Origin of the sequence: Mucilaginibacter terrae (assembly GCF_031951985.1) — a bacterium.
In the GTDB taxonomy this organism is placed as follows: Bacteria; Bacteroidota; Bacteroidia; order Sphingobacteriales; family Sphingobacteriaceae; genus Mucilaginibacter; species Mucilaginibacter terrae_A.
On the sequence record NZ_JAVLVU010000001.1, the window covers coordinates 1,100,654 to 1,113,647 of the forward strand.

Genomic DNA, 12,994 nt, shown 5'->3' on the forward strand with positions numbered 1-12,994 from the left:
TTTTAAGAAAAATTTAGCTGTTTGAACATTTTGATAAATTTTTCTTAGTAAATACCCTTTTTTTTTGAATAGCTATTATAAAATTTCGGTTATCAGAATATTAAGTTAATAACTTTCAACACGTGTTTTAACCCAAAAAACATCGTTTAATGTTGTTTCAACACCATTTTGGTTTACATCGCAAAACTTTTTGCTATAAGCCTGTTTACTCTACAAGCATCATTTCGCATAATGAATATTACATCTGTAAATCCGGCTAACGGTAAAACTATAAAATCATATCCTACTCATACGCCCAATGAGTTGAATAATAAAATAACTCAAACGCATCAGGCCTGGCTGCAATGGCGCAATAGCGAACCATTGCACCGTGCCCAATTACTTCATGAGCTTGCGGCCACATTAATTAAACGTAAAGACGAACTTGCCGAACTTATGGCGCTTGAAATGGGCAAACCTATAAAACAAGGCGCTGCCGAAATTGATAAGTGCGCAGCGGTTTGCACCTATTACGCTGATAATGCCGAAAGCTTTTTAAAAGATCAACCTATTGAAACCGAGGCGCAAAAAAGTTTTGTAACCTTTAATCCAATAGGCGTAGTATTGGCGGTAATGCCCTGGAATTTCCCTTTTTGGCAAGTGTTCCGCTTTTTGGCGCCTGCATTAGCAGCCGGTAATTGCGGTGTACTTAAGCATGCCAGCAACGTGCCGGGTTGTGCTTTAATTATTGAAGATATGGTACGAGAGGCGGGTTTCCCTGCTGATGTGTTTAAAACCTTGTTAGTAGGTAGCGATCAGGTGGAAGCTATTATCGAAAACCCTTTAGTTAAAGCGGTAACACTAACCGGTAGCACTAATGCCGGCATTAAAGTAGCGCAAAAGGCTGGCTCGGTTTTAAAAAAGACCGTGCTTGAACTGGGCGGTAGCGATGCCTATATTATATTGGAAGATGCCGACCTGGAAATGGCCGCCACCGCCTGCACCGATAGCCGCCTTATTAACAGCGGACAAAGCTGTATAGCCGCTAAACGTTTTATAGTGGTTGAACCTGTTGCCGAAAAATTCACTCAACTGATGCTCGAAAAAATGAAAGCCAAACGCATGGGCGATCCACTGAATGCCGACACCGAGGTTGGTCCGCAGGCAAGGGTTGATTTGCGTGATGAATTGCATGAGCAGGTACAGCAATCAATTAAAGCCGGAGCCCAATGCATTTTAGGTGGCGAAATTCCTGAAGGAGAAAACGCTTTCTACCCTCCTACTATATTAACCAAGGTAAAAAAAGGTATGCCCGCACATGATGATGAATTATTTGGCCCGGTTGCAGCCATCATTATTGCGAAAGATGAGGCCGATGCCATCAACATAGCTAACGACAGTGTATTTGGCCTTGGCGGTGCTGTATTTACCCAGGATGTTGCACGCGGCGAACACATTGCCGCAAGCCAACTGGAAGCGGGTTCATGCTTCGTAAACTCGCTGGTAAAGTCAGACCCTCGTTTGCCTTTCGGCGGCATCAAACAATCGGGCTATGGCCGCGAACTGGGTATGTTTGGCATTCATGAGTTTGTGAATATAAAAACGGTGTATGTAAAATAGTGATCTGTGAGGACACAGACCACGGCGAGTTAGCCGGTGGCTGTGTGCTCACAAGTTTTTATGCACCGTGGGTGCTACCTGTTTATAGCAAATAAATATTAGAGTTAAACATGCTCCGTTATGAGCTACCCTAATTTAGGAATGTTTTATAAGGGTAATTCCTAACGGAACATAAAAATCATACGTGTCTTCCTGTAAACAGGTAACACCTACTGCGCATATTGTATAGCTGAAAAGATATTGGTACACAGACTTTGTCCTACCTTTCGCCCTTATCCGTTAACCATTCACTTTTACCCTACCCTGACCGTAGACATTTTAACCTAATAAGCTTAAAATGTATCTTTGCAACCGTTATGAGTAAGCACGGTAGAATTTTAGTGGCCATGAGTGGTGGTGTGGATAGTTCGGTAGCGGCAATTATGCTGCACGAGCAGGGCTACGAGGTTATCGGGCTTACCATGAAAACCTGGGACTATGCTTCGGCAGGTGGCAGTTCAAAAGAAACCGGCTGTTGCAGTCTGGACAGTATTAACGATGCCCGTGCTTTGGCCGTGGGTTATGGCTTTCCGCATTATATATTAGATATACGCAGCGAGTTTGGCAATTACGTGATCGACAATTTTGTTGACGAGTATTTGGCCGGTCGTACACCTAACCCATGCGTTTTGTGCAACACCCACATTAAATGGGAGGCCCTGCTTAAACGCGCCGATAAGCTCGACTGTGAGTTTATTGCCACTGGGCACTATGCAAATATACGCCAGCAAGATAGCGGTCGTTACGTGGTTTCTAAGGGCCGCGACGAGAATAAAGATCAATCATATGTACTTTGGGGCGTATCGCAAGAGAATCTTTCCCGTACCAAATTCCCATTAGGTAGCTTCACCAAAGCCGAAATACGTCAAATGGCGCTTGATTACGGACAGGTTGAACTGGCCGGCAAAAGCGAGAGCTACGAGATATGCTTTGTACCCGATAATGATTACCGTGCATTTCTTCGCCATAAGGTTGAAGATTTAGACCAACGTGTTGGTCCAGGTAACTTTGTACTGGCTGATGGAACCGTTGTGGGTAAACATCATGGCTATCCGTTTTATACCATTGGACAGCGTAAAGGTTTAGGTGTAGCTTTTGGTCACCCAATGTTTGTTACGCACATTAATGCGCATAATAATACGGTAGTTTTAGGCGTGGCCGAAGAACTGCAACGTAAAGAAGCATGGGTGCGCGATTTGAACCTTATTAAGTACGAAAGCATTACAGAGCCTTTAGAAGCCGTAACCAAAATACGCTATAAAGATGCAGGCTCCGAAAGCAGCATCGTACAAATGGGAGAGCACATGAAAGTTGATTTTCATCACAACGTTTCGGGCATTGCGCCGGGGCAATCGGCCGTGTTTTACGAAGGTAGCGACCTGCTTGGCGGCGGCTTCCTGATGTAGTTGGGAACTCTTCTCCTGCCCTTTTATTACCTAACATTTATGTACTATTACTGTTGCAATTATGAAAATAATAGCGAACAGAAATTTGTGTTTCACATTCTTTGTGTTTATTTGCAGAATATAACAAGCACTTAATGGCTAAAAATTTACTCATAGTTGAATCACCGGCGAAAGCCAAAACCATTGAAGGATACCTTGGTAAAGACTTCACGGTAAAATCAAGTTACGGACATATCCGCGATTTGGTTAAATCGGAAGATGCCATTGATATACCTAATAACTTTGCCCAACGCTATGAAGTTCCGGCTGATAAAAAGCAGGTAGTAAGCGAGTTGAAGAAGTTAGCTAAGGAGGCCGAGATGGTTTGGCTCGCATCCGATGAGGACCGCGAGGGAGAAGCCATATCATGGCACTTGTTTGAAACCTTAGGGTTAAAGAACGACAAAACAAAGCGCATCGTTTTTCATGAGATTACCAAGCCGGCTATTATGCGGGCCATCGAAAATCCGCGCACTATTGATTATAACCTGGTAAATGCCCAGCAGGCACGCCGTGTTTTAGATCGCCTGGTAGGTTTTGAACTTTCTCCTGTATTATGGAAAAAAGTTAAACCATCATTATCGGCCGGTCGTGTACAATCGGTAGCTGTGCGTTTAATTGTAGAGCGCGAACGCGAGATCAATAAATTTACTGCCGAAGCTGCTTTCCGCATAGTAGCCATATTTGGCAAAGGCCGCGATGCCTTTAAAGCCGAACTGCCAGAACGCTTTGCCGAGCAGGCTCAGGCCGAAAAGTTTTTGCAGGATTGTATTGATGCCGCTTTCACCGTTAAATCGCTCGAAACACGCCCAACAAAACGCTCTCCAGCCGCACCGTTCACCACGTCAACCTTACAGCAGGAAGCAAGTCGTAAGCTGGGTTTCTCCGTATCGCGCACCATGTCGGTAGCGCAAAAGCTGTATGAATCGGGTAAGATAACTTACATGCGTACCGATAGTGTTAATTTATCTGACACGGCCTTACAAGCTGCACAACAACAAATTACATCGGCCTACGGCGATAAATATTATCAGCATCGTAAATTCAAAACTAAATCGGCCAGTGCACAGGAGGCACACGAGGCTATTCGTCCTACGTACTTTAATGAGCATACCATTGATGGTGATAACTCAGAGAAACGTTTATATGAATTGATTTGGAAACGTTCCATAGCATCGCAAATGAGCGAAGCCCAGTTTGAAAAAACAACGGCCAAAATTGATATATCATCCCGCTCCGAAGATTTGGTTGCCAACGGCGAAGTAATGAAGTTTGACGGCTTCCTAAAAGTTTACCTCGAATCTCATGATGATGAGGACGAGGATGATAATCAGGATGGAGACAGCGCAATATTGCCGCCTTTAACCAAAGGCCAGTTACTTGCTTTACAGGAAATGACGGCCACGGAGCGATATTCTCGTCCACCAGCGCGTTATACCGAGGCCAGTTTGGTTAAAAAGCTGGAAGAATTGGGTATAGGCCGACCGTCTACCTACGCTCCTACCATTTCAACCGTGCAAAACCGCGGCTATGTGGTAAAAGAAGAACGCGAAGGTAAAACCCGTAACTATCGCGTATTGACGCTGAAAGATAAGGCCGTTAAGCACGAGCAAAAGACCGAAAATACCGGTGCCGAAAAAAATAAGCTCTTCCCTACCGATATTGGTGCCGTGGTGAACGACTTTTTAGTACAACATTTTAATGGCATCGTCGATTTCCATTTTACTGCCAACGTTGAAAAACAGTTTGACGAAATAGCTCAGGGATTAACCGAATGGACAGCCATGTTAAAAGACTTTTACACACCTTTTCATGAAGGTGTTGAAAGTACTATACAAACTGCCGAAAAAGCCCGTGGCGAGCGCGAATTAGGCGTTCACCCAGAGAGTGGAAAAAAGATGTCGGTACGTATTGGCCGCTTTGGTCCGTTCGTGCAAATTGGCGATAGCGACAACGAGGAAGAAAAGCCTCAGTATGCCAGCCTGCGCACGGGGCAAATGATCGAAACCATTACTTTAGAAGAAGCCTTGGAATTGTTCAAGCTGCCTAAAAAAGTAGGTGTGTTTGAAGAGAAAGACATGACGGTTGCCATTGGTAAGTTCGGCCCCTACATTCGTCATAATAGCGCATTTTACTCGTTACCAAAGGGTGTTGACCCGATGAGCGTGAGCGAGCCTCAGGCTATCGAGATCATTGAAGAGAAACGTAAGAAAGATGCCGAAAAGCTCATCAAAACATTTGATGAAAACCCGGATGTTAAAATATTGAATGGCCGCTGGGGACCATACATCGAATTTGGCAAACTCAACGTTAAAATACCTAAAGGGAAAGAGCCTTTGGAACTAACCTACGAAGAGTGCAAGGCCTTAGCCGATGCCATGGAAAAAGACCCGAAAGCCAAGAAACCGGCAGGAAAGAAATTTGCCAAGAAAAAATAATACAACACGCCTGGCAACAGGCGTTTTTAGTTTAATATGTTAAAAGATCTGTCAAAAAATATAGTTGAAGACATTGCCGTAGCTGTTGCACTGGAAAAAGAAACTCCGGAAAGTAAAATATGGTACGTTTACCTCATTAACCTGAAAGACCAGCCCATTGAGAACGTATTGGTTACCTCCAAAGGTTATGGCGAAAAAGACGGCGAACAGGTAAAAACTTCTGTACTACGCCACATGATGCCTTTGGTAGAAGCCGGAGCATCTGCATTAATTGAACCTATTGATGAAGCAACTTTCGGTTTAAATAATGAGTACTGGGTGAGCTACTATATTGGCAAAGACATTTATGATAAGAAGTTCATCTTTTTGCCTGAAAGTATAGTTGATAGCAATTTTATAAAATTGCCGGTTTTGAATAAGGTTGGGGTGATGATTAGATAGTCTGAACCAGAATTTTTAGAATTTATGGAATAGGCAGAATTTCTTATAAAAATTGTCATTTCGAGTGATAACGAGAAATCTTTTCGAACAAGACGGTTTATCGCTTAGAAAAGATTTCTCCTAACGTCGAAATGACAAGCGGAGAAAAATCTCTATTTAGCCTTAAACAATCCAAACTTCAAAATACAAAAGATAGCTCTCACGCCATCCTTCCATCCTATTTTTTTACCCTCATAATAAGTACGGCCGTAGTACGAGATACCCACCTCATAAATACGGATATGGGGTATGCGAGACATTTTGATGGTTACTTCGGGTTCAAAACCAAATCTCTTTTCGGTTAAGTTAAGGCTTTGTACTATATTGGTATTGAACAACTTATAACACGTCTCCATGTCAGTCAAGTTGAGGTTAGAGAACATATTGGAAGCAAAGGTTAACCAGCGGTTACCTATGGTATGCCAAAAAAACAGGATGCGGTGCGGGTTACTACCCATAAAGCGCGAACCGTAAACCACATCGGCAAAGCCGTTTACTACAGGTTTCAGCAGATCATTATATTCTTCGGGGTCGTATTCCAAATCGGCATCCTGGATAATGAGGTATTCGCCGGTGGCTTTTGATATACCGGTATGCAGGGCAGCCCCTTTTCCTTTATTTACTTCGTGTTTATAGTACTGAATGTTAAGTCCGGGATTAGCAAGTCGATAGCGTTCAACCGCTTGTTCGGTATCGTCGGTTGAGCAATCATTTACGATAATTACCTCTTTTGTAATATTATTAACAAGCTCAACAGCCTTAACTTTATCTAATATGAGATGGATAGTACGACCTTCATTGTAGGCCGGAATTACTATCGATAATTTACTAATTACCATAAACTTTTCTTAATCACTACCTTATACAGTAGCAAGTAGCTTGCTATACGGGGCAAACTTACAACAAATATTGCGCTTAGCCGAAAGTTGGTTTGCAAATACAATAAGCAATACATCCTCCGCAAAAATCCTTTACTTTGCACTCCTTTAAACTCCTTCAATTATGCTCGACAATCTGGACTGGTACAACCTCATGGTAATTGATATTGAAACCGTGCCTCAGTATAGCAGCTACGCCGAGGTTCCGGAGCATTTGAAAGTTTTGTGGGATAAAAAAACCACCTACCAGCGCAAAGAAGAAACCTCCGAGGATTTTTACCGCAACGCGGGTATACAGGCCGAGTTTGGTAAGATTATTTGCATATCGGTTGGGATGTTTACGCGCGAAGGTGGTTTCAGGGTAAAATCATTCGCGTCGCACAATGAGGAAGAGCTTTTGAGTAATTTTGCGACAATGCTGAGCAAAAGGTCGCATAACCTCGTATTATGCGGGCACAACGCCAAAGAGTTCGACTTCCCTTACATGTGCCGCCGTATGTTGGTTAATGGTATCAGGCTGCCATTGCAACTGCAGATTGCAGGCAAAAAGCCCTGGGAAATTTGCCACCTCGACACAATGGAACTTTGGAAGTTTGGCGATTACAAAAACTTCACTTCTTTAAATTTAATGACCGCTATATTCAATATACCTACTCCTAAAGATGATATTGATGGCAGCATGGTTGGTCATGTTTATTGGATCGATAACCAACTGGAGCGTATATGCATCTATTGTCAAAAAGATGTAGTAGCCACAGCGCAGTTACTCAAACGTTTTAAAGGCGAAGATTTGATTGATGAAGATATGATCACTATTGTTGATTGATAGTATTTCTCTGCCCTAAAAAAGCTATATTGAGCCAAACGACTTAATATTTACATCCGCCCTATGCTCCACGTTAACAATTTGCATATCAGCTTTAAAACGGCCAATGGCTGGTTTGAGGCTGTTAAAGGCATATCGTTCAGCATAAAACAGGGCGAAACTTTGGGTATTGTGGGCGAATCCGGTTCGGGAAAATCAGTGACCTCGCTGGCGATTATGCGTTTGCTGAATGAACAGCAAGCCCGCATTACAGGGGATATTACTTTTGATGGCATTAACATTACCCAAATGCCCGAACCTGATATGCGCGCCCTACGAGGCAACCGTATAGCTATGATTTTTCAGGAGCCCATGACCTCCCTTAACCCGGTGCTTACCTGCGGTGTGCAAATTACTGAAGCCATCCGTTTACACCGGAAATTAAGTAAAAAGGAAGCTCGCACCGAAGCTATCAGCCTGTTTAACGAAGTACAGCTTCCCCGTGCCGAAACCATTTTTGATAGTTACCCCCACCAGCTATCGGGCGGGCAGCGCCAGCGGGTAATGATAGCCATGGCCCTATCCTGCAACCCAGAGCTTTTAATTGCCGATGAGCCAACCACAGCGCTCGACGTAACCGTACAAAAAACAATCACCGATCTGCTACTCAAATTACAAGCCGAACGTAATATGGGGTTGCTCTTCATCTCTCATGATTTGGGCGTGGTTAGCCAGGTAGCCAACGAGGTTTTGGTAATGTACAGAGGTGAAGCGGTAGAACAAGGCTTGGCAAAAGAGATATTTGCTAACCCGCAGCATCCCTACACAAAAGGCTTGCTGGCCTGCCGTCCTTCGGTACAAAAGCATTTGAAAAGCCTGCCAGTAATCAGCGATTTTTTAAAGGTTGAGGCTGATGGCAGTTTGAATAGTACCGGACAAGGCATCAATAGCATTGAAGAAAATAATGCTTATTCAACGGTAGAGATAGAGCATCATAAACAATTGTTATACAGTAAGCAACCTCTACTTAAAGTAAACAATCTTTGCACCTGGTTTCCGGTTAATTCGGGTTGGTTATCATCAAAAAAAGAATATATTAAAGCGGTAAACAATATCAGCTTTGAGGTATATCCAGGCGAAACTTTAGGGCTGGTGGGCGAATCGGGCAGTGGAAAAACTACGCTTGGCCGGAGCATACTTCGCCTTGTTGAACCTACATCAGGAAGTATTATTTACAAGGATACAGACCTTCGCAAACTATCCTCTGCTGACATAAGGCAAATGCGCCGCCGAATGCAGATCATCTTTCAAGACCCTTACTCTTCTTTAAATCCGCGGCAAACCATTGGGCAATTATTAATGGAACCTATGCAGGTACATAGCCTGCACGGAAATGACACCCAACGCCGTCAAAAAGTAATGGAACTGCTGCAACGGGTAAACTTATTACCCGAACATTTTAACCGCTACCCGCATGAGTTTTCGGGCGGGCAACGGCAGCGTGTGGTTATTGCGCGAGCACTGGCTCTGGAGCCTGAGTTTATCATTTGCGATGAATCAGTTTCGGCGCTGGATGTATCGGTACAGGCGCAAATACTAAATTTGCTCAAAGACCTGCAACGCGATTTAGGCTTAACCTATATCTTCATCTCGCATGATTTATCGGTTATCAAGCATATATCCGACCGTATTATGGTGATCAACAAAGGCCAGATCGAAGAAATTGCCGATGCACAGGAGCTCTATCTTAACCCAAAAACGCCTTATACACAAAAGCTTATCGCATCCATCCCACAAATTAACATTTAATTTAGATAACCATAGCTACAACTTTAGCGGCACATTATTGTTATCATTTACATAAAAGCTATGTATGCACAACGTTGCGTATATTAGCACCCAAGCGAGTTGCTTAATTACCCTCTTGAAAGGGGGCGGGCAGCTTTGAGCATTGGCAGGGGTGTGTCATTCAAACTATTCTAAAAAACTGACACACCTCTGCATCCCTCTTAAGAGGGGAATCGCACGAGGCCTTATACCCGGTTTAAGCCATAGCTTATATTAGCACCACACTGTTAAACCAATGTCTAAAAAGAAAAATACTGCGCCTTCTGTTAAACAGGTACTTACCCAATTGGTACTTGATGTTTTTGAACATAACGGAGGAAAAGAAGCGCTTAACTATAAACAGGTTTCGGCCAAGCTCAATATCCTCGACACGGATTCGCGCCAAACCATTCTCGAAATTTTAAAGGAACAAAGTAAAAACCAAACCCTGCAGGAGGTATCGGCAGGTAAGTTTAAACTGGTAGAGCTTAAAACCTTTGTAGAAGGCCGGGTTGATATGACCACCGATGGCTCGGCATTTATTGTTACTGATGACGAGTTTGAGAACGACATATTTGTTGCCCCCCGCAAAGTGCGCACCGCCCTTAACGGCGACCGTGTAAAAGTTTACGTTTACGCCAAAAGCAAGGGTAAACGCAAAGAGGGCGAAGTGGTAGAAATTATCAAGCGCGCCAAAATGGAGTTTACAGGCATCGTCAAAATTTCCGAGCGTTTTGCCTTTTTTATTCCGGATGACCGCAAGATGCTGCACGATATTTTTATTCCGCTGAGCGATCTTAATGGCGCCAAAAACGGGATGAAAGCCGTAGCTGCTATAACCGATTGGCCGCCGCAGGCTAAAAACCCCATCGGCACTATCAAAACCATTTTAGGTACTCAAGGCGAAAACGATACCGAAATGAACGCCATTTTGGCCGAGTACGGTTTCCCGCTCACCTTCCCTAAAGAGGTGGAGGAAGAGGCTAACGAAATATCTGAGGCCATTACAGCCGAAGAAATTGCCAAACGCCGCGATTTTCGTGAGGTGCTTACCATCACCATCGACCCCTTTGATGCCAAGGATTTTGACGATGCCATCTCATTCCAAAAACTGGAAAATGGCAACTACGAAATTGGTGTGCATATTGCCGACGTGGCACACTACATTATCCCCGATTCGGCTTTGGATAAAGAAGCTTTTCAGCGTGCCACATCAGTTTACTTGGTAGACCGGGTAATTCCTATGCTGCCCGAGCGCCTGTCGAACGGGCTGTGTTCACTTCGTCCGCATGAAGATAAGTTGTGTTTTGCGGCTGTATTTGAAATGGATGATGCCGGGCATGTGTTGAATGAATGGTTTGGTAAAACCGTTATCCACTCCAACCGCCGCTTTACTTACGAAGAAGTGCAGGTAATTATAGAAACCGGCGAAGGCGAATACCTGGAAGAAATAAAAACCTTAAATGCACTGGCCTATAAACTACGCGAACAGAAATTTAAAAACGGAGCCATCAGCTTTGAAAGCACCGAGGTTAAGTTTAAACTGGATGAGCAAGGCAAACCCATTGGCGTTTATGTAAAAGAACGTAAGGATGCACACAAGCTGATTGAAGACTTCATGCTGTTGGCTAACCGTAAAGTGGCCGAGTTTGTAAGCAAAAAAGGGAAAGGAAAACACAAGTACCCCTTTGTATACCGTGCCCACGATGCCCCTAACCCCGAAACGCTGGGTAACTTTGCCCAGTTTGCCGCCAGGTTTGGCTACCGTATTAATATGAAATCGGATAGGGAGATCGCTAAATCGCTCAATCATTTAATGGCCGACGTGGAGGGCAAAAAAGAGCAGAATGTGCTTACCCAACTGGCTATACGCTCTATGGCTAAGGCGGTTTACACCACCAAAAGCAGTAGCCACTATGGTTTAGCATTTGATCATTATACGCACTTTACCTCGCCCATACGCCGTTACCCTGATGTAATGGTGCACCGATTATTGTTCCATTATTTAAACGGTGGACAGCCGGTAAATGCCGAGCATTACGAAGTGTTGTGCAAGCACAGCTCCGAAATGGAGAAAAAAGCGGCCGATGCCGAGCGTTCGTCGGTTAAATACAAACAGGCTGAGTATCTTCAAAATAATATTGGAAGCGAGTTTACCGGCGTTATTTCGGGGGTTACCGAGTGGGGCATGTACGTACAGATCATCGAAAATAATTGTGAAGGCATGGTGAGGCTGCGCGATATATCAGACGACTTTTATACCTTAGACGAGAAAAATTACGCCATTATTGGTCAGCGTAAAAAGAAAGTTTACCAACTGGGCGATGAAGTGAGAATTAAAGTAAAAAACGTAGATCTTACCAAAAAGCAAATTGATTTTTCGTTAGTGCTGGATTAATTTTTACCGGCACGCCTGTTTTTATGAATAAATTACAAGATTTACAGCTACTGATAGAGGATGCGGTTAACCAACTGTCGTTTCCTGCGCAACCCTCTGAATTATACGAGCCCATCACTTATATTATGGCCCTTGGCGGCAAGCGTATGCGCCCTGCCCTGTTACTGATGGCCTGCGACATGTTTGGCGGCGACGTTAAAAAAGCCCTGCCCCCTGCCCTCGCTATCGAAGTGTTCCACAACTTTACGCTGGTGCATGATGATATTATGGACAACGCCCCCCTGCGCCGCGGCAAAGCTACCGTTCACGAAAAGTGGAACCCTAACACGGGCATCCTTTCGGGCGATGTAATGCTGGTTGAAGCCTACAAGCTCATAATGCAGGTAGACGACAGTATTTTGCGCCGCGTGCTCGAAATTTTCAGCAACACAGCCGTTGGCGTATGCGAAGGCCAGCAATTCGACATGAATTTTGAGCAGCAAAGCGAGGTTGAAATAGATGCTTACATCAACATGATCCGCCTTAAAACAGCAGTATTGCTGGGCGGAGCGCTTAATATAGGTGCTCTAATTGGTGGTGCCAGCGATGAGGATGCAAGCCTGCTCTACACCTTTGGCGAACAATTGGGCATTGCTTTCCAATTGCAGGACGACATTTTAGATGTTTACGGCGACCCTGAAAAATTTGGTAAACAGGTTGGCGGCGACATTATCTCCAACAAAAAAACCTTCCTGCTCATTAAAGCCCTCGAGTTGGCTGATGCCGATGAAAAACAAGCTCTTAACCAATGGATCAACGCAGTTGATTTTAATGCCGCTGAAAAAGTAACGGCCGTAACATCGGTTTACAATACATTAAACATCAGGCAAAAGGCCGAAGAAGCCATGCAAAATTACGCGGCTATTGGCTTTGAGGCTTTGGATAAACTTTCAATTTCCGAAGACAAGAAGCAGTATTTGCGCAGCTTTGCTGATGGGTTGATGGTGAGGGAGAAATAAGCTATCTCGTCTAAAATTCCTCAACCGTCATTGCGAGGAACGAAGCAATCTCTGCGAATTCACAGCGACCATGTATAGTGATTTTGC

Annotated in this window: 9 protein-coding genes; 8 read left to right on the forward strand and 1 reads right to left on the reverse strand. The window is 44.0% G+C overall.

What is annotated here, in order from left to right; genetic code table 11:
* The first annotated feature begins 231 nt into the window (after positions 1–231).
* From QE417_RS04670 to QE417_RS04685, 4 genes are all read left to right on the forward strand, one after another.
* The gene (locus QE417_RS04670) at positions 232–1,599 is read left to right on the forward strand and encodes an NAD-dependent succinate-semialdehyde dehydrogenase (RefSeq protein ID WP_311947829.1); all 1,368 of its coding nucleotides are present in this window, start codon (positions 232–234) and stop codon (positions 1,597–1,599) included.
* Between the two features lie 356 nt (positions 1,600–1,955).
* The gene (mnmA, locus tag QE417_RS04675; protein ID WP_311947830.1) at positions 1,956–3,044 is read left to right on the forward strand and encodes a tRNA 2-thiouridine(34) synthase MnmA; all 1,089 of its coding nucleotides are present in this window, start codon (positions 1,956–1,958) and stop codon (positions 3,042–3,044) included.
* Between the two features lie 134 nt (positions 3,045–3,178).
* Positions 3,179–5,521, forward strand: coding sequence for a type I DNA topoisomerase (topA, locus tag QE417_RS04680; RefSeq protein WP_311947831.1), 2,343 nt, complete (start codon positions 3,179–3,181; stop codon positions 5,519–5,521).
* A gap of 36 nt (positions 5,522–5,557) precedes the next feature.
* The gene (locus tag QE417_RS04685; protein ID WP_311947832.1) at positions 5,558–5,962 is read left to right on the forward strand and encodes a hypothetical protein; all 405 of its coding nucleotides are present in this window, start codon (positions 5,558–5,560) and stop codon (positions 5,960–5,962) included.
* Between the two features lie 152 nt (positions 5,963–6,114).
* Here the strand turns inward: QE417_RS04685 and QE417_RS04690 are convergent, their stop codons facing one another.
* Positions 6,115–6,840: a glycosyltransferase family 2 protein gene (locus QE417_RS04690; RefSeq protein ID WP_311947834.1), complete on the reverse strand. Its 726-nt coding sequence runs from the start codon at positions 6,838–6,840 to the stop codon at positions 6,115–6,117.
* A gap of 163 nt (positions 6,841–7,003) precedes the next feature.
* On the opposite strand from QE417_RS04690, the gene QE417_RS04695 reads away from it, so the two are divergent.
* The 4 genes from QE417_RS04695 to QE417_RS04710 all read left to right on the forward strand — a co-directional run bounded on the left by QE417_RS04695 (position 7,004) and on the right by QE417_RS04710 (position 12,907).
* Positions 7,004–7,705 carry a 3'-5' exonuclease gene (locus tag QE417_RS04695; protein ID WP_311947835.1) on the forward strand — a complete coding sequence of 234 codons (702 nt, stop codon included), beginning with the start codon at positions 7,004–7,006 and terminating at the stop codon, positions 7,703–7,705.
* 63 nt (positions 7,706–7,768) lie between these two features.
* A complete protein-coding gene (locus tag QE417_RS04700) occupies positions 7,769–9,493 on the forward strand; it encodes an ABC transporter ATP-binding protein (RefSeq protein WP_311947836.1) in 1,725 nt (574 codons plus the stop codon).
* Positions 9,494–9,767: 274 nt separating this feature from the next.
* Positions 9,768–11,909, forward strand: a complete 2,142-nt coding sequence (gene rnr, locus QE417_RS04705; RefSeq protein ID WP_311947838.1) for a ribonuclease R — start codon at positions 9,768–9,770, stop codon at positions 11,907–11,909.
* 23 nt (positions 11,910–11,932) lie between these two features.
* Complete coding sequence (locus QE417_RS04710) at positions 11,933–12,907, forward strand: polyprenyl synthetase family protein (protein ID WP_311947839.1); 975 nt, start codon at positions 11,933–11,935, stop codon at positions 12,905–12,907.
* Positions 12,908–12,994 lie beyond the last annotated feature (87 nt).

Bases quoted from the DNA above. Each gene is read 5' to 3' on its own strand.
- mnmA (WP_311947830.1), top strand. From the start codon at position 1,956: ATGAGTAAGCACGGTAGAATTTTAGTGGCCATGAGTGGTGGTGTGGAT.
- QE417_RS04695 (WP_311947835.1), top strand. From the start codon at position 7,004: ATGCTCGACAATCTGGACTGGTACAACCTCATGGTAATTGATATTGAA.
- rnr (WP_311947838.1), top strand. From the start codon at position 9,768: ATGTCTAAAAAGAAAAATACTGCGCCTTCTGTTAAACAGGTACTTACC.
- QE417_RS04700 (WP_311947836.1), top strand. From the start codon at position 7,769: ATGCTCCACGTTAACAATTTGCATATCAGCTTTAAAACGGCCAATGGC.
- QE417_RS04670 (WP_311947829.1), top strand. From the start codon at position 232: ATGAATATTACATCTGTAAATCCGGCTAACGGTAAAACTATAAAATCA.
- QE417_RS04690 (WP_311947834.1), bottom strand. From the start codon at position 6,840: ATGGTAATTAGTAAATTATCGATAGTAATTCCGGCCTACAATGAAGGT.
- QE417_RS04685 (WP_311947832.1), top strand. From the start codon at position 5,558: ATGTTAAAAGATCTGTCAAAAAATATAGTTGAAGACATTGCCGTAGCT.
- QE417_RS04710 (WP_311947839.1), top strand. From the start codon at position 11,933: ATGAATAAATTACAAGATTTACAGCTACTGATAGAGGATGCGGTTAAC.
- topA (WP_311947831.1), top strand. From the start codon at position 3,179: ATGGCTAAAAATTTACTCATAGTTGAATCACCGGCGAAAGCCAAAACC.